The organism is Limnobaculum zhutongyuii, from assembly GCF_004295645.1.
Taxonomy (GTDB): Bacteria; Pseudomonadota; Gammaproteobacteria; order Enterobacterales; family Enterobacteriaceae; genus Limnobaculum; species Limnobaculum zhutongyuii.
In genome coordinates, this window is record NZ_CP034752.1 from 2,126,598 (window position 1) to 2,146,941 (window position 20,344).

General features: G+C 42.5%; 16 protein-coding genes and 1 pseudogene. 8 read left to right on the plus strand and 9 right to left on the minus strand.

Annotated elements, in window-relative coordinates; all coding sequences use genetic code 11:
• Nucleotides 1–13: 13 nt before the first annotated feature.
• Both EKN56_RS09370 and EKN56_RS09375 read right to left on the minus strand, forming a co-directional pair.
• Nucleotides 14–2,080, minus strand: coding sequence for a DUF4139 domain-containing protein (locus EKN56_RS09370; protein WP_130591533.1), 2,067 nt, complete (start codon nt 2,078–2,080; stop codon nt 14–16).
• 134 nt (nt 2,081–2,214) lie between these two features.
• Nucleotides 2,215–3,150, minus strand: a complete 936-nt coding sequence (locus tag EKN56_RS09375; RefSeq protein ID WP_130591534.1) for a LysR family transcriptional regulator — start codon at nt 3,148–3,150, stop codon at nt 2,215–2,217.
• Between the two features lie 135 nt (nt 3,151–3,285).
• Here EKN56_RS09375 and EKN56_RS09380 point away from each other — a divergent pair, with 135 nt between their 5' ends.
• Nucleotides 3,286–4,710: an aspartate ammonia-lyase gene (locus tag EKN56_RS09380; RefSeq protein ID WP_130591535.1), complete on the plus strand. Its 1,425-nt coding sequence runs from the start codon at nt 3,286–3,288 to the stop codon at nt 4,708–4,710.
• A gap of 70 nt (nt 4,711–4,780) precedes the next feature.
• A complete protein-coding gene (locus EKN56_RS09385) occupies nt 4,781–6,085 on the plus strand; it encodes an anaerobic C4-dicarboxylate transporter (RefSeq protein WP_130591536.1) in 1,305 nt (434 codons plus the stop codon).
• A 145-nt stretch (nt 6,086–6,230) separates the two neighbouring features.
• Here EKN56_RS09385 and EKN56_RS09390 read toward each other — a convergent pair whose 3' ends face one another.
• Nucleotides 6,231–7,154 carry a glycosyl transferase family 90 gene (locus tag EKN56_RS09390; RefSeq protein WP_130591537.1) on the minus strand — a complete coding sequence of 308 codons (924 nt, stop codon included), beginning with the start codon at nt 7,152–7,154 and terminating at the stop codon, nt 6,231–6,233.
• Nucleotides 7,155–8,094: 940 nt separating this feature from the next.
• Here EKN56_RS09390 and EKN56_RS09395 point away from each other — a divergent pair.
• Together EKN56_RS09395 and EKN56_RS09400 are read left to right on the plus strand one after the other, a co-directional pair.
• Nucleotides 8,095–9,192 (plus strand): NapC/NirT family cytochrome c, encoded by a 1,098-nt coding sequence (locus tag EKN56_RS09395; RefSeq protein ID WP_130591538.1) that lies wholly within the window; start codon nt 8,095–8,097, stop codon nt 9,190–9,192.
• A 15-nt stretch (nt 9,193–9,207) separates the two neighbouring features.
• The gene (locus EKN56_RS09400; protein WP_130591539.1) at nt 9,208–11,655 is read left to right on the plus strand and encodes a trimethylamine-N-oxide reductase 2; all 2,448 of its coding nucleotides are present in this window, start codon (nt 9,208–9,210) and stop codon (nt 11,653–11,655) included.
• A gap of 159 nt (nt 11,656–11,814) precedes the next feature.
• On the opposite strand, the gene EKN56_RS09405 is transcribed toward EKN56_RS09400, so the two are convergent.
• The 3 genes from EKN56_RS09405 to EKN56_RS09415 form a co-directional block, all read right to left on the minus strand.
• The gene (locus EKN56_RS09405; RefSeq protein ID WP_130591540.1) at nt 11,815–12,120 is read right to left on the minus strand and encodes a hypothetical protein; all 306 of its coding nucleotides are present in this window, start codon (nt 12,118–12,120) and stop codon (nt 11,815–11,817) included.
• A gap of 16 nt (nt 12,121–12,136) precedes the next feature.
• Nucleotides 12,137–12,340 carry a hypothetical protein gene (locus EKN56_RS09410; protein WP_130591541.1) on the minus strand — a complete coding sequence of 68 codons (204 nt, stop codon included), beginning with the start codon at nt 12,338–12,340 and terminating at the stop codon, nt 12,137–12,139.
• Nucleotides 12,341–12,665: 325 nt separating this feature from the next.
• Complete coding sequence (locus EKN56_RS09415; RefSeq protein ID WP_130591542.1) at nt 12,666–12,944, minus strand: IS1 family transposase; 279 nt, start codon at nt 12,942–12,944, stop codon at nt 12,666–12,668.
• Between the two features lie 522 nt (nt 12,945–13,466).
• Between EKN56_RS09415 and EKN56_RS09420 the strand changes: the two genes are divergently transcribed.
• Nucleotides 13,467–13,601 carry an entericidin A/B family lipoprotein gene (locus EKN56_RS09420; protein ID WP_130591543.1) on the plus strand — a complete coding sequence of 45 codons (135 nt, stop codon included), beginning with the start codon at nt 13,467–13,469 and terminating at the stop codon, nt 13,599–13,601.
• A gap of 73 nt (nt 13,602–13,674) precedes the next feature.
• Here the strand turns inward: EKN56_RS09420 and EKN56_RS09425 are convergent, their stop codons facing one another.
• Nucleotides 13,675–14,331 carry a hypothetical protein gene (locus EKN56_RS09425; RefSeq protein ID WP_130591544.1) on the minus strand — a complete coding sequence of 219 codons (657 nt, stop codon included), beginning with the start codon at nt 14,329–14,331 and terminating at the stop codon, nt 13,675–13,677.
• A gap of 272 nt (nt 14,332–14,603) precedes the next feature.
• Here EKN56_RS09425 and ychF point away from each other — a divergent pair, with 272 nt between their 5' ends.
• Together ychF and EKN56_RS09435 are read left to right on the plus strand one after the other, a co-directional pair.
• Complete coding sequence (gene ychF / locus EKN56_RS09430) at nt 14,604–15,695, plus strand: redox-regulated ATPase YchF (protein WP_130591545.1); 1,092 nt, start codon at nt 14,604–14,606, stop codon at nt 15,693–15,695.
• Between the two features lie 215 nt (nt 15,696–15,910).
• Nucleotides 15,911–17,077 carry a tyrosine-type recombinase/integrase gene (locus EKN56_RS09435; protein ID WP_130591546.1) on the plus strand — a complete coding sequence of 389 codons (1,167 nt, stop codon included), beginning with the start codon at nt 15,911–15,913 and terminating at the stop codon, nt 17,075–17,077.
• A 281-nt stretch (nt 17,078–17,358) separates the two neighbouring features.
• On the opposite strand, the gene EKN56_RS09440 is transcribed toward EKN56_RS09435, so the two are convergent.
• Together EKN56_RS09440 and EKN56_RS09445 are read right to left on the minus strand one after the other, a co-directional pair.
• Nucleotides 17,359–18,348, minus strand: a complete 990-nt coding sequence (locus EKN56_RS09440; RefSeq protein WP_130591547.1) for a DUF4365 domain-containing protein — start codon at nt 18,346–18,348, stop codon at nt 17,359–17,361.
• A 67-nt stretch (nt 18,349–18,415) separates the two neighbouring features.
• Nucleotides 18,416–19,621 (minus strand): hypothetical protein, encoded by a 1,206-nt coding sequence (locus EKN56_RS09445; RefSeq protein WP_130591548.1) that lies wholly within the window; start codon nt 19,619–19,621, stop codon nt 18,416–18,418.
• Nucleotides 19,622–19,999: 378 nt separating this feature from the next.
• On the opposite strand from EKN56_RS09445, the pseudogene EKN56_RS21620 reads away from it, so the two are divergent.
• A pseudogene (locus tag EKN56_RS21620) lies at nt 20,000–20,252 on the plus strand (integrase core domain-containing protein); the annotation flags it as partial.
• Nucleotides 20,253–20,344: the final 92 nt, after the last annotated feature.

Consider the following 20,344-nt stretch of genomic DNA (forward strand, 5'->3'; position numbering starts at 1 on the left):
CGATTACCCATGTTTAATTGCTGTTTAACCAGACTTTTAATGCGACATCTGCCTTAGCCTTTTTGTCCTTCTCTGTTTCTATCTGACTTAGCAATGCGTCCATTTTATCTTCTTGTTGTTCCATCTGCTTCAGGTAACGTTTCTGTAAGTCACTGCCATTGGGTACCTGAGCAAGATTTTCCCGTAGTCGTTTCTGTTCAGAAATAATAACTTCACGCGAATCCTGAAAACTGGCAATCGCGTCGTCGGCATCAATAGATGGCTGACGCATACTGGCAATCTGACGGAATATTTTTTTAGTTTCATCATCCATTGCCCCATTTTGGATAATGGTCCTCATATAAAAATCCAGACTGTTTCGGTCGATATTCTGCATCTGTTCAAAACTGAGTGACTCCAGTTTTACTGACTCGGTGACAATATTGAGTGTCTCTTCCTGACCTGCGGCCAGAGAATGTCTGATACGATACCCATTTTGAATCAGGCTGATACCACTGGCATCCGCTTTCGGTTCAACCAAGGTTTCATTGGCACGGCGCGGTATATCGAGTACCACGATGCGTTTCTCTTTTGCTGACGATTTTAGTCGATAGGTTGTTGTCTGACGCACAGAATTCTTAATCTGTACCACGCCACTATTCACTGATGCTGAATACAGCTCTTTTGTGGTTGGCGCATCACGAATAATACGAACGTTTAGATCTGAAGCAAAACCCACTAACCGCTTCTCACCCACGGGTAACGCACCAATCTGCCCATCCCCTAAATACGTAGTATCAACAGTACCATCGTAAAACGTAATGGCTCCCGGGGGGAGTCCGGTTGTACTCTGGTTGGCAATTTCAACCGCCACAATAGGTTTATTATTACTCAATAGAGTATGGCGAACGGCAGGGATATCCCGGTCGATAATCGGTGTCATCATAGACTGACCAGAAGCAATCGTCTGGTGCTCAGGGAGTTTAAGCACAATCTGGCTCTGATTTTCTATCGCTTCTGCCTGAGGCGCAGATTGAGAAACGTCGGTCTCTCTTATGTCCTTTTCATCCTCAGAGCGAACCATCAGGGCAGTAGGTGCAGCCAGGAACTGCCCGCCATTCAATTGGTTTGGCGCTGCCATTGGGCGAGCCTGCTTTTGCATAGCATATTGGTTTAATTGACTTCTTCCATCAAGCTCCCCCTTATCAATCAGGGGCAGTTGGTGGTTCAGCGTCTCTACGGGTACCACCGGGCGATCAACGTAGTAGGACTGATAAAGCGGCTGGCGAAATGCGATTGGATTTCCTGACAAAAGGGTAAGTTCAACATCTTTCCAGTCTCGTCCGCTGGTATTTTCTAAAATAGCCCAGCCCTGCAGATGGGCGCGGTCGGCTTTATCTAACTGGACCCGGTAAGCGACTTTCCAGACGGGTGTGCTGACAACATAACCAATCTTCACCTGGCGCTTGCCTTTTCCGGACAGAACAATATCTAACTGGCGTGGCCCATTCTCCTGAGCTGTAGCCATCAGCGTTAAAGCCTGATTAAGTTGGTTACGAAGCTTTTCATCTTCGAAATGCAAAGACTGAACATCCTGTAAAATAGCCTGTTTCAACCCTTCGCTAGTAATAAGTGATACCCGATAACGATTCTGGGTACCTTTATCGTTATCCAGCGTCACCGTTTCCGCTTCTACCGACATCAGCTTCCCTTTAATTGAACGGGGACCTTCAATCGATACTTCAGCACCACGTAACTCACTCAGTAAGCGTGCCGGTGACTCCAGCGAGTCGGGCGTAAACAAAAAATCACTAAATCCCTTTTCCAGTGGTTCATCATCAGGCATGCGTACAGATACTGCGCCACCATTAGCACCGTCAATCGTCATGCTTTTTAATACATCATCTATCTGGTTGCGTGGAATGGAGAGCGTCAGCGTTGTTGGCCCTTCAACATCTGATTCATATTCAAAATAACCAACCCCAGCGCTGGATAACATCACCCGTTTTAGCTGTGGTGAAGTATCGGCACTGGCCGAAGATAAGAATACCGGAGAAGAGAATAGAACCAGAAAACTCAGACTCAAAGAACTCAACCGCATGGAACCTCCTTATTGCTGCAAAAACGAAGAGTGGAATACCGTGAAAAGGAAAAGAGTAATAACCATCATTCTCTCAATATAAACAGATGTCCCCATTCAAATAAAGCGAATCGCATTATATGGCAGTAAAAATCTCACCGCTGATACATCCACGGCCAGCGCTCTGCCATGTGCTCATCAATCGTCGTTTCAACCAACTGTTTAATATCCGCAGTAAATGAGGGGATAAAATTCTCCAACTCCCCTTCCCTGCATAATATCGCCATTTTTCGGCTCAGCCCCGGCGCTGGCAATGGATTACAGTTCAGTGATGACAGCAAACTAAAGTCATTGGCAAGAAACATAGGGGTTGCCAGTGTCCACCCGTGTCCGGAGGCAATCATTGATAAAATGTGATCCGCTCGTGCTAACTCAAATTGAATATGAGGTTTAAGATTGCGCCATTTCAGCCAGTTAAGGGTTTGAGCCCCTGTCGGCGTCCAGTTAGCATAGGCGATGTAATTGTGACGTTTACACAACTGTTCCAGCGTCTGTTCCGGCCAGTTTATTGGGGTCACGGCAAAAAACCTTTCGGTAATTAGCGGATACAAAGAGAGCGATTCAGGAACATCTTCATGAATCATGGTAACAATCACATCCAGTTTGCCGGATTGGAGTGCGGCCAGCAACTCAGGTGCTGTACCGGTTATCTGACTCACCTTATCTACTTTAGGTTGCAGGTATTTTAGGATTTGCAGCCCGGCAATGGCGACCACGGAATCCACCAATCCCAGTCGTAATCGCGGTAATTTTCCACTGTCAATGGTATGCAACCAGTTCTGCATTTCTCCGCACTCAGACAAAATCTTCATACTGAAGCGATAGCATTCATGCCCCAATAATGTTGCCTTTACCGGGCGACGCCGGCGATCGATCAGTTGGCTATTTAATGATTTTTCCAACTGTGAGATAAGCTGCGAAATAGCGGACTGAGTCTGATTTAGCTGGCGGGCAGCAGCGCTAAAAGAGCCGGTATCAATCACCGTAATAAAGGCTCTGAGCTGATGTAAATCAAAGGTGACTTTTTTCATATTTACGCCAATTATAAATATTTTTAATAGTAATCATTATATTCTTAACTGCTGTTCCGTAGCCGATCTGCCTCTCATTTCCAATGAAAACCCTATCACATAATGAATCCTGTCAATTCAAGCAGGAGTTTATTTATGAGAAGCGAAACAGACTTATTAGGAAATATGATGATACCGGATGATGCCTATTACGGTATCCAAACGGAACGGGCCCGGATAAATTTTGCGGTATCCGGTAAAACAGCAGTGGATGTACCGAATTATCTTTGGTCCATTGCGGCGATAAAACGCGCCGCCGCCGAAGCCAATAGCAAAATTGGTGCATTAGATCCGGCTATTGCCAACGCCATTATTCAAGCCGCAACCGAAGTCATGGAACATAAGTTCGACGACCAGTTTCCCATCGATATTTTTCAGGGCGGCGGCGGTACCTCCACCAACATGAATATGAATGAAGTTATTGCTAACCGGGCCAATGAAATTCTGACCGGTAGTAAAGGCTACGATGTTGTTCACCCAAATACGCACGTCAATATGTGCCAGTCAACCAACGATGTTATTCCTGCGGCAATGAAAATTACCTGCTGCCTGAATCTGGTGGATTTAATCTCTGGCGTTAGTCGCCTCGAAGAGGTACTGGAACAAAAAACTAAGCAGTTCGCTCACGTCGTCAAACTGGGAAGAACTTGTTTGCAGGATGCCGTTCCCATGACATTCGGCCAGCAATTTAGCGGCTATTACCACCAGATTAAACGTTTACACCACTCCCTGACAGAAGCCCGTAAACAAACCTTCGCACTACCATTAGGTGCAACTGCCATTGGTACCGGTTTATCTACCCAGCAGGGATACCTTGAGCTCGTCTACCCTCTCTTGCAGCAAATCACCGGAGAGCCTTTTGTTGCCGAAGAGAATTTCTTCGATGGCTTACAAAATGGCGATAGCTACCTCGAAGTGGCGGCGCAGATTAAGAAGCTGGCAGTATTTCTGTCTAAGATGTCGACGGACTTTCGCCTGCAGGGTTCCGGACCGAGGGCGGGCTTTAATGAACTTTTGATACCCGCCGTTCAGCCTGGCTCCTCGATTATGCCGGGGAAAATCAATCCGGTTATTCCGGAGTTGATTAACCAAATAGCCTATCAGGTAATTGGCAACGATCTCAGTATCACCATGGCGGTTGAAGGAGGTGAGCTGGATCTCAACGTATGGGAACCGGTCATTATCAAAGCGCTTTTCGAATCCTGCGGTCTGCTAACCAACGCCATCCCTATTCTTATCGATAAATGCTTACTGGAACTGCTACCCAATGTTGAGGTGTGTCGCCGCTACGCCGAACAAAGCACTGCGCTAGCCACAGTGATCTCAACCCTGTTTGGATACAAGGTCGGCAGCCGGGTTGCCACTCTGGCGTTTGAACAGAACCTGAGCGTTCGCGAGGTGGTGATTGCTGAAAAAATTCTGACTGAGTCACAGGCGGATTATCTGCTCGATCCCATGACCATGTGCGATCCCAGCGCCAGTGCCGCCGCCATTAACCGTTATCACCAGGAAAACCAATAAGGCCAGGCAGCCCCTTATTGGGGCTGCCTCCACAAGCCAATAAATTATAACAATAATAAGGAAAATCATTATGTTAATACTTGAGATAGTCATACTGCTTGGGGCGATAGTACTGGCCGCTCGTCTGGGTGGCATTGGGGTAGGATTAGCCGGAGGATTAGGACTGGCAATAGTCATTTTTATCCTTGGATTGCCGCCTGGTGATATCCCTATCGCCGTGATGTTAATTATACTTTCAGTTATTCTGGCGCTGTCCGTCATGCAGCAAGCTGGCGGCATGGGTTATATGGTGAAGTGCGCCGAAAAATTATTAAGAAAGCACCCTCGCTATATTAACATTCTGGCACCGGCAACCACCTTTGTGCTAACCACTCTGGCAGGAACAGGCTATACCGCCATGTCGGTACTTAACGTTATCCAGCAGGTAGCCAAAGAGAATGGTATTCGCCCAAGCCAGCCGCTAAGTTCTGCGGTGGTCGCCTCGCAAATAGCCATCACGGCTTCGCCAATATCGGCAGCCACCGCTGCTATGTATGTGGTGGTTGAACAGATGGGCGTCAGTTTTGGTTCGGCTTTATGCGTTATTATGCCTGCGGCAATATTTGGATCTGCCGTAGCGGCGTTTGTTGCCAGTCGTCAGGGGATCGAGCTGAAAGATGACCCTATTTATATTGAACGTGTAAATAAGGGATTAGTTAACTTTATACCACCAGAAGTAAAACTGGTTGAAGCCACGAAAGAAGCCAAGCGTTCTGTGTGGATCTTTCTGGCCGGTGTTTCATTTATTGTCCTGATGCTACTGTTTAAGCCGATTATCGGTCATAAATTGGGATCTCAGGATATCATCGTAATTACGATGCTCCTGACCTCATTCATTATGGTATTAGTTTGCAAAGTAGAGTTAACCACCATCAAGAAAGCACCAATCTTTCAGGACGGTGCAGAATCATTAATTGTGGTGTTAGGTATTGTCTGGCTAAGCGCAACCATTATTGGTGTCCATATTCCTGAAATAAAAGTCGCGGCGGGTGAAATATTACAGGAATACCCTGCGCTGCTGGCGGTGGTGTTCTTCTTTACCAGCGCTCTGCTGTTTAGTCAGGGGGCAACCAGTGCATTATTAATTCCTATTGCGGCCTCTTTACATGTCGATGCCGCAACAATTTTAGCCAGTTTTGTGGCCGTCAGCGCTCTGTATATTACCAATATCTATCCCACCACAGCTTTCGCCATTGCAACCGATGATACTGGTTCATTTTTGAGTAAAAAATGGAATGGCTGCTTTATTATTAATCATCCTTTCTTCCTGCCAGGTTTACTGGGAATTGTTTGTGCTATCCCGGTAGGATTTATGCTGGCAAATCTGGTTCTCTGACAAGGTATTTCTTCAGGAAATCATTATGTAAAAAAGCGCTATTCCTTTCAGAATGGCGCTTTTCATTTCTAATATTCAATGAGTTCGGAAGCTGTAGTAAATATTCAAACGATCACAGCAATACCATAATGGTAAACAGAGACCTCTACTGGCCAGAAAGCGCAAAATACTTCTTCATCACCAACAGTGAAATTGCTCTCTCCTGCACATTGTCCAAAAACTGTGACACATAAGCATTCGCGTTATGAATAATCATTTTAGCTTCATCTATATGATGAGAATAGTAGGCTATTTTCTCTTCCAAATAGGAAAAATCATCGTTCAATTGAACATAATGAAAATCAGGAATCAATATTCCTTCCATAAACCAACTTTCAATACGCGGCTTACGCATAAAACAGAGTGAGTTAGAGTGCATAATCCATTTCAGGTTGGTGGCAACATCATTTCCTTCTATGCTAATAATGAACTTATATTTCATTTGTTCGGTTTCGCACATCAGGTTTTTTCTTTTCACATCACCATATCGTCCGGTATCAGCCACATCAACCAACGGAGAGTTGTGAAAATTATTGAGTAATTGCTTTCTGGCTTCCTGGTAGCAGGCACCTCGAAATACCGCCATATCCAGCTTCTGTTCAAAAGGGATAGTGTCATTAAACAGGCGGAAATGACGTATTTTATTTAGCTTCAAAAGTACCGAATTTTGATTATCTCCGGCAATTGGTCGTGTTTTCAGCAACGTTGGCTTATCCGGGACGTGTTTTATATCACCGAGAAAATAATTAATTCGGAGATGGGGATCAAAATAACGGGCAGACTCCATCAAATCATAATAATAGGTACTGGGATGTCCCTTAACCGTCAGTTTGCCGCATTCAACAGCGGACTCATCCAGTGTAAAAGGCGTATTGAGTTTATTGTAGTAATTAACCCGATAGTCAATATAGTCCCGTTTAGATTCACTAATACTCTCGAGTAATCGATGAATATTCCTCCGAAAAAAAACTCGAGGAATCAAATCTTTAATAATATTTTCAGTATAAAACGGGATTTTCTCTCTATGCATAAATACCCTTTCCTGGCATCACAATACTTTTGAATAAGTGTAGCCTTACCAGCCAAAACTCTCTGCTTTAAAACAATAATTATTGAATAAATTAGCAGTACATCCCAAAAAGATAAGTACCTGTTCAACCGTACATAACGTATTTACTATTGGTGTGCCATTTTTCATTTACGTTCCATTTCGACATCCAATTTTTACAAAATATCACAAATGAATTTGAAACAAATGAAATAATAACCATCTTTATTAGTTATTTGTTCTTAATAAATCTTTTCTCATAAATAATAAATCTAAGTACAATATTCCCGGACTCAATTAGTTAAACACTCACCATCAAGTGATGATTCAATCGTGAGGGTTAAAAATAGCCCTCGACCAAGAACTTTTAGTCACAAAGAATTCATTATTTAGTTTTTTGATCTAAATAAATTCATGGCAATAAAATAATCAATTGATACGAAATAAAACATGATATAAAACAAAGTCAATAATTTATACTTTAAATTTTTAGATGGTAGAATAATAATCTATAAATAAAGTAAATATCATTCAGTATGACTATGAACTTAAATTCAAATTAAAAATAATTTATTAGAATCAATTGGTTATTTATATTTAATTGATTCAATACCAGATATCAAAAAATGTAAAATAAAAACATCCATTATGTAAAATTATTGATATAGCAATTATCTGTAGTTCTTAACCTCTTCTAAAAAATAAAAAATACGCATTTAGCCATAATGAAAAGCACATATTCGTTATGTATTTCATTATACATCGATAAGCCAATTTTCCTATAAATAATTTGATTCAATGCATATACATTTTTAATGGAAATAATTATTATCTTTAATAATCAAAAATGGGTAGTGGTTGTTTTATATTAAAAACCAATAACAAAATTTACTGAATCTAATAATGGGGATGGATATTTATCATGTCTGGAAGGAAGTCGAAGTTTTTTCTATTTATTTGTTCAGCACTTTTGTTAGGGCTGTTGGCATTTAGCGGCGGCAGCTATGTATTACACAAAACGTCAGAAACCAGCTTCTGTCTCTCATGCCATACCATGCAGTCAGCCTATGAAGAATATCAGGGCTCAGTTCACTTTAAAAATCAGAAAGGTATTCGGGCAGAATGCTCTGATTGCCATATTCCACAGGCTCCTGTTGATTTCTTACTGGCAAAAATGAAAGCCAGTAAAGATGTTTATCATCAGTTTGTCACCGGAAAAATCGATACACCGGAAAAATATGAAGAACACCGGTTGGCTATGGCGCAGACGGTTTGGCATCAGCTACAGCAAAACGATTCGGCAACCTGTCGTTCTTGCCACCAGTTTGATGCGATGGATATTCAGGCACAAAGCGCTGATGCACAAAAGATGCATAACCTGGGTATTAAAGAAAAACAGACCTGTATTGATTGTCACAAGGGTGTAGCTCACTTCCCGCCTGAAATTAAAATGGATGAAAAGGCGCAGGATGCCTTACTGAGTGAAGCCAAGCAAACCTCTCAGGATGCGAAACTGGTCTATCCGGTTCAGCCAGTCAAACTCAGTGAACTGGGAACCGCCTACCCTGCTACTGCGTTAAAAGTGGTGAAATCCGATGCGTCCGGTCGACAAGTTGAGTTGAACGGAAGCCAGATGAAAGGGGCTGAACAGGTTATCTATCTGGAAAAAGGCCAACGCCTGATTCTGGCTACGCTGACAGAGCAAGGTCAAAACGCGCTAAAAATTAACGCCGACTTCACTAAAGATGAGTACGACAATGAATGGCGTCCTGTAACGTTAACCGCCACCATAACGGACCCCGTCTTGTCCGACCTCGCACCATTATGGAGCTACGCCGAAAATCTGGACAACGTTTACTGCTCTGGTTGTCATGCCAAAATTTCGTCAAAACACTATACCGTTAATGCCTGGCCTGCGGTGGCAAAAGGCATGGGTGCCAGAACCGATATCTCTCCACAGGATTTGGATATTTTAACCAAGTATTTCCAATACAACGCCAAAGATATAAACAGTCACTAATAAAGAGGATGGCATATGAATCTTACTCGTAGAGGTTTTATTAAAGGTGCAGGTGTTACCGCAGGGGCGATGGCGATCTCCTCTGCAATTCCACTGCCAGCCTGGGCAGATGCTCCGGCAGGTACTATTCTGACGGCCGGTCGTTGGGGTGCCATGCAAGTTGAAGTCAAAGATGGCAAAGTGATTTCATCAAAAGGTGCATTGGCAAAAACTATACCTAACAGCCTGCAGACCACCGCACCGGATCAGGTGCACACTAATGCCAGAGTGAAATACCCTATGGTGCGTAAAGGCTTTTTAGCCGCACCAGGCAAACCTGACGGCAAGCGCGGTAGCGATGAGTTTGTAAAAATATCCTGGGATGACGCCATGAAGTTAATTCATGAGCAGCATATGCGTATTCGTAAAGAGCACGGTGCAGCATCGGTATTTGCTGGCTCTTACGGTTGGCGTTCCAGTGGCGTACTGCATAAAGCACAAACTTTACTGCAACGTTATATGAGTCTTGCCGGTGGCTACTCTGGTCATATGGGCGACTATTCAACCGGCGCAGCTCAAGTGATTATGCCCCATGTAGTAGGTTCCGTTGAGGTTTATGAGCAACAAACCACTTATCCGGTCATTATGGAACATACTCAGGTTGTTGTGCTGTGGGGTGTTAACCCACTAAACACGCTGAAAATTGCCTGGAGCAGCACCGACGAACAGGGCCTTGAGTTCTTTAATCAGCTAAAAAGTTCAGGCAAAACGGTTATTGCTATTGACCCAATGCGTTCAGAAACCATTGAATTCTTTGGTGATAAAGCTCAATGGCTGGCACCTAATATGGGTACTGACGTCGCCATGATGTTAGGTGTTGCCCATACGCTGGTCACCAAATCCATGCACGATAAAGCGTTCCTGGACAAATACACGACCGGCTATGATCGTTTTGAAGAGTATCTGTTAGGTAAAAACGATAAGACACCAAAAACAGCGGCTTGGGCGGAAGCCATCTGTGGTATTCCGGCACAGCAAATTGAGCTACTGGCCGAAATTTTCAGCAAAAACCGCACCATGCTGATGGGTGGTTGGGGTATGCAACGCCAACAGTATGGTGAACAAAAACACTGGATGCTGGTTACTCTGGCAGCCATGCTGGGCCAGATTGGTAGTGAAGGCGGCGGTTTTGGCTTCTCTTATCACTATTCTAACGGCGGTAACCCAACTCGTAGCGGCGGTGTACTTTCTGCCATTTCGGCCTCAGTAGCAGGCACATCTTCTGCGGGTAACGACTGGGCAGCTTCCGATGCAGTAAATAGTTTCCCATTAGCTCGTATTGTTGAGGCTCTGGAAAAACCCGGTAGCAAATATCAGCACAACGGTCATGAAATGACCTTCCCTGATATTAAAATGATCTGGTGGGCCGGTGGTGCAAACTTTACTCACCATCAGGATACCAACCGTCTAATCAAAGCCTGGCAAAAACCAGAGATGATTGTTATCTCCGAATGCTACTGGACTGCGGCGGCTAAACATGCGGATATCGTATTGCCAATCACCACATCGTTTGAGCGTAACGATCTGACCATGACCGGTGATTACAGTAACCAACATTTAGTGCCAATGAAGCAAGTCGTACCACCTCAGTTTGAATCACGTAATGACTTCGACGTCTTTGCGGACATGTCTGAGCTACTGAAAGCCGGGGGCCGCAAGGTCTATACCGAAGGTAAGGAAGAGATGGACTGGCTGCGTGAGTTCTATGATGCAGCTCAAAAAGGTGCCCGTGCTCAGCGCGTTGCTATGCCGCAGTTCAATCAATTCTGGCAGGAAAATAAACTGATTGAGATGCGTAAAAACGAGAAGAATGAAAAATTCATTCGTTTTGCTGAATTCCGTGCCGATCCAATAATGAACCCTCTGGGAACTCCAAGCGGTAAAATTGAGATATTCTCTAAAACTATCGAAGGGTTTAAGTATGCGGACTGCCCGGCACATCCAAGCTGGCTGGCTCCGGATGAGTGGAAAGGCAACGCCAAAGAGGGTCAGTTGCAGTTATTAACTGCCCACCCTGCTCATCGCCTGCATAGCCAACTTAACTATGCAAAACTGCGCGAACAGTATGCTGTAGCCAACCGCGAACCAATTACCATCCACCCGGAAGATGCAAAAGCTCGTGGTATTGCTAATGGCGATCTGGTCAGAGCCTTTAATGAGCGTGGTCAGGTGTTAGTGGGAGCCGTAGTTTCTGACGGCATTAAGCAAGGTATCGTTTGTATTCACGAAGGTGCATGGCCAGATCTGGACCCCGCTACTGGCATTTGTAAAAACGGTGGCGCTAACGTACTAACCCTTGATATTCCAACATCGCAATTAGCGAATGGCTGTTCTGGTAATACGGCTTTAGTTTCTATTGAAAAGTATACCGGCCCAGCTCTGACGTTAACCGCATTTGATCCACCAAAAGGTGAAAGCGCTTAAACCAGGCTATAGCGTAATAGTATAAAAAATACCCCCGATTACCTACGGGGGTATTTTTTTGGTGATGTCGTAACAGTCTTGTGACAGCCAGTATATTCTCTCATTCTAAGTTAATGCCTGAATACACTGCGTTTGATTACTTAGATACGGCCTCTGAGATTACTTCCAGAAAGTAAATTTGCTCTTAAAGCTGGTGCCAATGCTACCGATCGCACCCTCAACAAATGCACCTGCCGCATAACCCGCCAGATGCCCTGCATTCTCACCATTTACGATGCCCGTTGAAGCCAACAGATCGAGGCCAGCTCCCAACGCAGGGGAAAATTTATTAGCGATACCCTTCACTACGGTAATTCCAGTATCGCCAAAAGTTTTACCTAAAAAACCACCAACAGAAGCCATTGAGTCTTGAATAAAACCAGCACCAGAAACTTGTTCAATTTCTACAACACTTAGTTCTCTCATTATTTCATCCTTAAAATTATTTCTTATTAAACAGGGAGTAAATCCAATTTATTGGTGTGGCAATAATGCCCCCAATCGTTCCACCAATCTTATCGCCTACAACATTTCCGGCAAGACGTGATGGCACATCAACTGCTAAATGAATTGCGTCCCATATTATGTCAGTAAAAATTCCTGCTCCATTTACCTGCTCTATTTCTGTATTTGATAGCTCTCTCATCCTGAATCCTTAGTAAGGTAATAATATTACTTAAAATAATCTTGGTTTATATGCGAATAGCGCCAACACAGCGATTCATGCCGCTAAAGAAATATATATAAATGATTCAGGATGAGATAGTCATATTTATTTAAATGTCAAAAAATAAGGTATTATTTGTTCAATTTAAAAAATACATTAAGATTTTATTAAGTAATTATTTAAATTACTTACTGACTGAGCAATAATAATTCTAAATATATTATAAAAGTTAAAGAGAATATAAAAGACGGCGCTCTTAATAAAAAGAGCGCTGGGTAGGATAGAAATTAGAATTAAAATATATTTATATAGCTTCGCTTTCCAGCATATAAATATGACGATCTATATTTTTCAGGCTAACGCCGAGAGAACGAGATATTTGTTCACGGCTTTGCCCTTCGGCTAACAAAGATTTAATTTGCTTAGCGATATTTGTTTCATGCCCCTGATAAATATAAGAAACTTGAAATGTCTTCTTACATAAAACACAAAGGTAACGTTGAATTCCGGAGCGCGCCTGACCATGACGTCTTATCCTACCGGGTACATTACAATGGTGACAAACTAACTGCCTCACTTCCATAATAACCTCCTTTTTAAAAAATATGCATCCATTACCCATATAATTACCAGACAGCTATCCTCCTCCATACCTGGAGTAAAGAGAAAAGCATTGTCTTTTACAGTAATTTATTTTTATATCCCAGACATTACTACCATTCAGTTAATTACTGACCAAACTGAAAATACAATAATGTTCATAAAAACGAATGATAGGCTGGTCGGGAATTATATACAGTTTAATTTAATTCGATCAAGCCGTATTATCAATTCGAACGGTTTGATTGTTAACTTAACGATGTGATAAATAAATTCAACAATATGATTACGTTACCTGACATATCATCCAATTAGACCGCATTTTGATACTGAAATATCACTGAAAATTCTCAATTATATTTTATCAGATATATCCGATTAATTTATTCACATAAATTATCCTTAATAATTGGTCATCGAAAATTTCTATTTTTTAATGGAAATCACTCAGTTTTCAACTAACCTTAACCATGCACCCTTGTTCTTTCTACGGAGGATAATGCCAATGTTAGTGAAACGTGCTATTGCCATTCTTTCATTAGTTCTTTTCTGTGGCCTGCTGTCTGCCTGCAATACAACTCGTGGAGTTGGGCAGGATATTGAAGCGGGTGGTGAAGCGATACAAAGAAGTACCTACTAATTTCACTTGATAAATAGTGCAGATAAAGACCCTCACTAATATTGTCGAGGGTCTGTCTATTACTGCTAATTAATTATTCTGGTTTCAGATGCTGCTGAATTTCCAGTTTTAACTGCCCCATAATTCCATCGAGTTCTTCGGTTAAGAAACGAGATATTGACTCTCCTTTCATCTCCAGAAATTCTGCCCGACTTTCTTCGCCTGCTTCAATATTAGTCAGTTGAAGTTCATTTATCATTGAGCTTGAAACTTTCTCTTTGGCCTGCTCAATAAATACCATCATCTGTTGATATAAGGTTTCATCAATCCACAAACGATGACGGTTGATAGAAGCTTTCACATGATGAGTAATATCGTAGAATGCCTTAGAGTCTGGATGTGAAGAAGAACAAAACTGTCTGGCGGCAGAAACGATGGAATACAACTCTGAATAGACTTCATCTAACGAGGCTATCGCCCTGTCATGGTATTTTGACAACTTAATCTGATAGGCAATGGTTCCTTTCTCTAACTCTCGTTTGATCTGCTCAGTTTCCTGAGTTAGCCGACGGTTTTGTTCCATTAGTTCAGCAAAGTTATCTTTCATGGCTTTAAATTCAGCGCCAGATTTCAAACGAATAAACCAGAGATAACCCACTAAAAACAGCGCCAGCATGGCAAGCTGAAGCCATACGTTCCACCACTGCGCGTCCAGAATCCCGGCTTTAAGTTCTAATAAGAACTGCTCCATTAAACTGACCTCCCGATAAATTTTGTCTATTAAAACATCTTTATATAACGCAGAGGATCATCTGCATCACACTCTTATCATCATTTTTATCGTTGATAGATTAAGAATGGCAAGCCATATAGTTAGGCTCCTCCCATTCATCGTTATCAACCGATATACCCAATTAGCGATAAAAATCTCATAATGTGTATAATAGCGCATCAATTTAGAGCGCTTTGAGCAAGGTAGATATTAACTTGCTGATATTAAATAATTTTAAGGTGAGATGAGTTATGGGATTTAAATGCGGCATTGTTGGGTTGCCTAACGTAGGCAAATCAACCCTGTTTAATGCGTTAACGAAGGCGGGTATCGAAGCGGCTAACTTTCCGTTCTGTACAATTGAGCCTAATACCGGTGTCGTACCCATGCCCGATCCGCGCCTCGACCAACTGGCTGAAATCGTTAAGCCACAGCGCATTCTGCCGACTACCATGGAATTCGTGGATATCGCCGGTCTGGTTAAAGGGGCTTCTAAAGGTGAAGGCCTGGGTAACCAATTTTTAACCAATATTCGTGAAACCGAAGCCATCGGCCATGTTGTTCGCTGTTTTGAGAATGACAATATTATTCACGTATCCGGTAAAGTCGATCCGGCAGAAGATATCGATATTATCAATACCGAACTGGCCCTTTCCGATCTGGAAACCTGTGAACGCGCAATTCATCGCGTGCAGAAAAAAGCCAAAGGCGGCGATAAAGATGCCAAAATTGAGCTGGCTGCATTAGAAAAGTGTCTGCCACATTTAGAGAATGCCGGTATGTTACGCGCTCTGAATCTGGACAGCGAAGAGAAAGCAGCACTGCGTTATTTAAGTTTCCTGACCTTAAAACCAACGATGTACATTGCTAACGTCAATGAAGATGGTTTTGAGAATAACCCATATCTGGACAAAGTACGTGAAATTGCCGCTGCTGAAGGTTCAGTGGTGGTTGCCGTTTGTGCTGCCGTTGAATCTGATATTGCCGAACTGGATGACGAAGAACGTGATGAGTTTATGGCGGAAATGGGTCTGACTGAACCAGGTTTAAATCGTGTCATTCGTGCTGGTTATGAATTGCTGAACCTGCAAACCTACTTCACCGCCGGTGTGAAAGAAGTTCGTGCCTGGACAATTCCTGTCGGTGCCACTGCCCCGCAGGCTGCCGGTAAAATCCATACTGACTTTGAAAAGGGCTTTATCCGCGCTCAAACCATCGCGTTTGAAGATTTCATCACCTATAAAGGTGAACAAGGCGCTAAAGAAGCCGGTAAAATGCGTTCAGAAGGAAAGGATTACATCGTTAAAGATGGCGATGTGATGAATTTCTTGTTTAACGTCTAAATAAAATCTGTTGACTCATGAGGTTTCATTAAATCTCATCGAAGCAATAAAAACCCATAAAATCCATGCAATTGCGTGGATTTTTCTTTTCACAAGATCTCAACTAATCTCAATACAGCTCAGTCAAAAATGAGTACAGGAGTGAGTATAAAATACTTTTATCTTCTCTCAGGGTGAGTACAATAACGGTATAATAATTATACAGGGACAACGTTATGCTCACAGACACCCAGTGCCGTACTGCAAAGCCCAAAGAAAAGCTTTATCGCCTCAATGACACTGACGGCCTTTATCTGGAAGTTAAGCCCAACGGCAAGAAAGCGTGGCGGTATCGTTTCAAAATCAATGGCAAGTCCAGCATGTTTGCTCTGGGTGAGTATCCGCTTGTTAAGCTGGTTGAAGCGCGAGAGAAATGTAAGCAGGCTCGCAAACTCGTCAGTGAAGGCATCAATCCAGCTCAGGCACGCCAGCTCGATAAGATCCGTAAAACCAATGAAGCTGCCAATACCTTTGAGGTCATCGCAAGAGAGTGGCTACAGATGAAAGATTGGGCTGAAATAACCAAAGTACGTCGTCTCGATATGCTGGAGCGCGTTGTCTTCCCTGCTATCGGAAAGCTTCCAATCAAAGAAATAACACCACACCATATTTTGAGTATTCTGCAAAACACAGCTAAGCGTGGAGCGCCTACCGTTGCCGCTGAAGCCAGACGCACCATTTCTGCCATCTTTGAGCTTGCCGTAGCTACACTACGCGCAGATAGCGATCCAGTCTGGCCTGTACGTAAGGCGTTACCCGCTAACAAAACTCAGCACAAGCCAGCCCTGACACCAGAGCAAATCGGTAAGTTATTAAGCAGCTTTGACAACACTCAATGCACTTATCAGGTGAATTACTGCATGTGGCTAATGTGGTGGACGCTGGCTCGCCCTGCTGAAGTAGCTGAGGCCGAGTGGGCTGAATTTGATCTGGAAAAAGCGCTATGGATTATTCCAGCAGAAAGAATGAAAGCTCGCCGCGACCACACCATTCCCCTACCCCGTCAGGCCGTAGAAATGCTCACCGCGCTCAAAGGAATAACGGGAAATCGTAAACACCTATTTCCCGGCCGCGACAATCGTCATGCTCCGATGACAACACATTCATTAAGACAGGCGCTTAAAACATTGGGTTGGAGTGGCACCTATAGCCCTCACGCCACTAGAACCACCGGCAGTACTCGTTTAAATGAGATGGGGTACCGCGCTGACGCTATCGAAGCACAACTGGCGCATGCGGATAAAAACAACGTTCGCAGGACTTACAACCACGCTACCTATCTTGATGAACGACGAGTAATGATGCAGGATTGGGCGGATAAGTTGGATGGTTGGGTGCGTTGATCAACAATAAATTACACGGTTGATCGCTTGAATCTCATTGCCAGTATTGCTCTGATGAACGATTATTCACCACATTACGACATCTTTATGAGTAGTGAAGCAGGTATTGATTTGTTCTTTCCTAATCTGTCGCTGGGTCATTACGTTCACCTGGTCGCTTCCAAAAATTTAGCGGCTTATCAAATATGACTGGCTGCTATGAGCGAATTGCGGACATAACGCTCGCATTTGCGGCTAGTTTGGAGCGCAGTAGAAAAAACCAGTCCGACAACATACGCTTGTTAGGAACTTTTTAAGTACTCCCGCTGAACTTTATTGGTAAGTTCAATCCTCTGTATCTCGCTTGGGGTAAATAGCAACTGCACAAAACCCTCTTGTGCGGCGTGTAAATACCCAGTATCTTCTATTCTGCCTTCCGACTTTAACCTACATTCTAATTCATGGATGAGCCGTACCAATTCTTTACCTCTAGAGGTCAGTGGTGCCATAAAAGATGGCTGCCTTTCACGATCATACCAGTCAATCATACAGTCAGAGAAATCAACATCAGCTATACGCTGGTGCACGATGAACTTTATATACTTAAACAGAAAATTATGTTCTGAGTCACCTACTCCGACACCATAAGGTGAATTTTGATTATGCAATTCAACTTCTGCTACGGCCATTGCTACATCCATACCAAAATATAAAGAGCGACAGATATTAGTTAGGCCGGAGCAGAAAAGATTGAAATATGAGACAGGAAATGAAGCATTGTTACTTTTAGCCTTAATCAAATAGTCAAGAACATCTTCGACCGACATAAAGTCTTGATCTATGACCGCAAACCCTTCAAAGAGTGTTTTAGCACTGGTAGATTGTAAGACATTTGATTTGGGTATGGTAATACCCTTTGCATCTGTTGGCTTGGCAACTCTTAACACTTGGCGAGCATCTTGCCAATAACTTAAATTTGTATCTGGGTTGTGAATAATTATGAGTACAGGCAACGGAAATCTTTCCCAGTAAAATCGGTGCTTCTCTTCTGGGTGGAAAACCCAATCTCCGTTGCTTTCCTTAAAAAAGGATGGCCCTGACTTTATTTGAACAGCTATCATCCTTCCCGTGGCAAATCCCTCGGGACTAACATACTCAATCTGGCCATCAATTCCAACGTCAGCCATTGGAGTTTCACGCCAAATCTGGCCAATTTTTGCCATAGCTTCTGCAACAGCATTTACACCTAATCTTTCTTGAGAATTAGTCTGGTTATATTTGGGGAAACTCATATTTTCCTTAATTGCCTAATGCTGGCCACAGTGGTCGTAGAATCTGGCACGGAATTGCGCCAGCAATTTAAGTGATAGGTTTTGCGGTCCGTTGCTGACCCTTGTTAGCCTTTTCTCCTATATGTTCGATGACTCTACTCAATGAATCTTTCATAAACTCAAAAATACTCATGTATACAGTTTCATGATGCTTATCGTTATCACTGATATGTAGTCTGTAGAAAATACTGTCCATTTTTTCATTAACAGATTCTTCGGATTGTAAATGACACATCACAACCCGATAGTCATAAAGAACAAAAAATGGACACATTATTTCTGCGCTATTCTCAATTTCTAGTACATCATTCAGTAATACCGTTAATAGCTTCAAGCCTCTGAGTCCTTTGATACCCGTCTCAGGAGATTCATTCTTGATGATTTCTTTGATATTCTTTTCGCATAGCGATTCTACAAATATGCGATTTAAAGCTTCTATCACTGGAGCCACATGCTTATCTTGCCAAAAGACAGGCTTTTGTAGATTAGAAAGTACTTTTGAAATCTCACCATCGAGCTTGAACAGCTTACTGCCAAATTTATCTAATATTAATTCAGATAAATTTTCACGCAATTCAAAAACCTTGCTTTCTAGTGAGCCTTCAGCCCATTGAACGCATATTTGCCCTTCATAAAATTCCGAATGAACTTCATAATCTGGCTCAATATTTTCTGATAGTAAGTAAAACTGCTCTTTCTTTGGGAGTTTATCTATATCTCCCAGCCACATAATGACGCTTTTGTTTCTATTTACACCAAATGAAATTGACCATTCATCTTTAAAATAAAGATTTCCATAAGTTGATGACATTAGATGTAATTCATAATCTGGATTCTGAGAATATTTATTTAGCACTTCAATATTGAAGTAGATAGGCACCAGAAAGCCATCATTACTAAACTCGCGAGCTAACCCGGGAATTGAAAAGTATTCCAATGCAGAGTATTTAAATGGTAGGTCATCACAGAATTTAAATCTTTGTCCGGTAAAATGTTTTGGTGGAGAAATAGTAAGCTCTCGTATCCCTTTAGTTTTCGCTTCTCCAACAAGCTTTTCAATAAGAACTCTGCCAAACGGTGTTAAATAGGTTTCTCTAGTATCTTCATTTATAAGGTAAGGGATTCCGTCAAGAATTATGCCTATGTCTTCACGAATGAATTTTTCTGACAATTGACCATAAACTAAATGCAGTTTTCTACCTTTATCATCAAAATACTCTTCAATATTTTCCACTTACTAGTCCCTAGTTAAATTTGACCACTTGCCGAGAAAGAAGGCTAATAATTTGATAGAAGGTAAAACGCCCGCAAGTCGGTTTTTTTGCCTTCTTTCGTGATTTCTACTCAACCCAAACTAATAACGAATTACCTATTTTTTCAACCGGTTTTTACTCAAACCGAGAAAACAATCCCGACAAAATCCGTACTGTCTATTCGCTAGTTGTTCGAAAATTAACTCATTGTCGCTTGCTGTTTTTTCACCAGTAGTTTTGAAGCTTTTTTGGAACACTGTAAAGCTACACAGGACAGAACGCAAAGTCCTTTGTGAGTGAGAAGCGGAAGCTGGCACTTTAAACACCTCCCCGAAGGTGACTACAAAAACAGTAGTTATTCAAAATGGGCCTATTAAAATAGCGTGGCGATAGATCTCTCCCAACCGGGGAAACCGACAGATAATGCTTTTATTTAACGGTACCCTGAGGGATGCGTGTCTTAGTATTCACTGGTTTCTTTCGTTGGAAATCACGCAAGAAAAACTCGACCAGTGGAGAATGGTGTATAATAATCAAAGGAAACATTCCTCACTAAATAAGATGACTCCGGCGGAAATAATTCGGAGTCTCCGGAAAAATAAAGATATGTAGTTCAGCACCGCCTTGATTCTTGATAAAAGATCAAGGACAAACTATTCATCAATTAGAAATCCGTCGAGCGCTGACGAGATTATCTCGTAGGT

Excerpts from the sequence above, each read along its gene's own strand:
- EKN56_RS09370 (WP_130591533.1), bottom strand. The coding sequence starts at position 2,080 with ATGCGGTTGAGTTCTTTGAGTCTGAGTTTTCTGGTTCTATTCTCTTCT.
- EKN56_RS09375 (WP_130591534.1), bottom strand. The coding sequence starts at position 3,150 with ATGAAAAAAGTCACCTTTGATTTACATCAGCTCAGAGCCTTTATTACG.
- EKN56_RS09380 (WP_130591535.1), top strand. The coding sequence starts at position 3,286 with ATGAGAAGCGAAACAGACTTATTAGGAAATATGATGATACCGGATGAT.
- EKN56_RS09385 (WP_130591536.1), top strand. The coding sequence starts at position 4,781 with ATGTTAATACTTGAGATAGTCATACTGCTTGGGGCGATAGTACTGGCC.
- EKN56_RS09390 (WP_130591537.1), bottom strand. The coding sequence starts at position 7,154 with ATGCATAGAGAGAAAATCCCGTTTTATACTGAAAATATTATTAAAGAT.
- EKN56_RS09395 (WP_130591538.1), top strand. The coding sequence starts at position 8,095 with ATGTCTGGAAGGAAGTCGAAGTTTTTTCTATTTATTTGTTCAGCACTT.
- EKN56_RS09400 (WP_130591539.1), top strand. The coding sequence starts at position 9,208 with ATGAATCTTACTCGTAGAGGTTTTATTAAAGGTGCAGGTGTTACCGCA.
- EKN56_RS09405 (WP_130591540.1), bottom strand. The coding sequence starts at position 12,120 with ATGAGAGAACTAAGTGTTGTAGAAATTGAACAAGTTTCTGGTGCTGGT.
- EKN56_RS09410 (WP_130591541.1), bottom strand. The coding sequence starts at position 12,340 with ATGAGAGAGCTATCAAATACAGAAATAGAGCAGGTAAATGGAGCAGGA.
- EKN56_RS09415 (WP_130591542.1), bottom strand. The coding sequence starts at position 12,944 with ATGGAAGTGAGGCAGTTAGTTTGTCACCATTGTAATGTACCCGGTAGG.
- EKN56_RS09420 (WP_130591543.1), top strand. The coding sequence starts at position 13,467 with ATGTTAGTGAAACGTGCTATTGCCATTCTTTCATTAGTTCTTTTCTGT.
- EKN56_RS09425 (WP_130591544.1), bottom strand. The coding sequence starts at position 14,331 with ATGGAGCAGTTCTTATTAGAACTTAAAGCCGGGATTCTGGACGCGCAG.
- ychF (WP_130591545.1), top strand. The coding sequence starts at position 14,604 with ATGGGATTTAAATGCGGCATTGTTGGGTTGCCTAACGTAGGCAAATCA.
- EKN56_RS09435 (WP_130591546.1), top strand. The coding sequence starts at position 15,911 with ATGCTCACAGACACCCAGTGCCGTACTGCAAAGCCCAAAGAAAAGCTT.
- EKN56_RS09440 (WP_130591547.1), bottom strand. The coding sequence starts at position 18,348 with ATGAGTTTCCCCAAATATAACCAGACTAATTCTCAAGAAAGATTAGGT.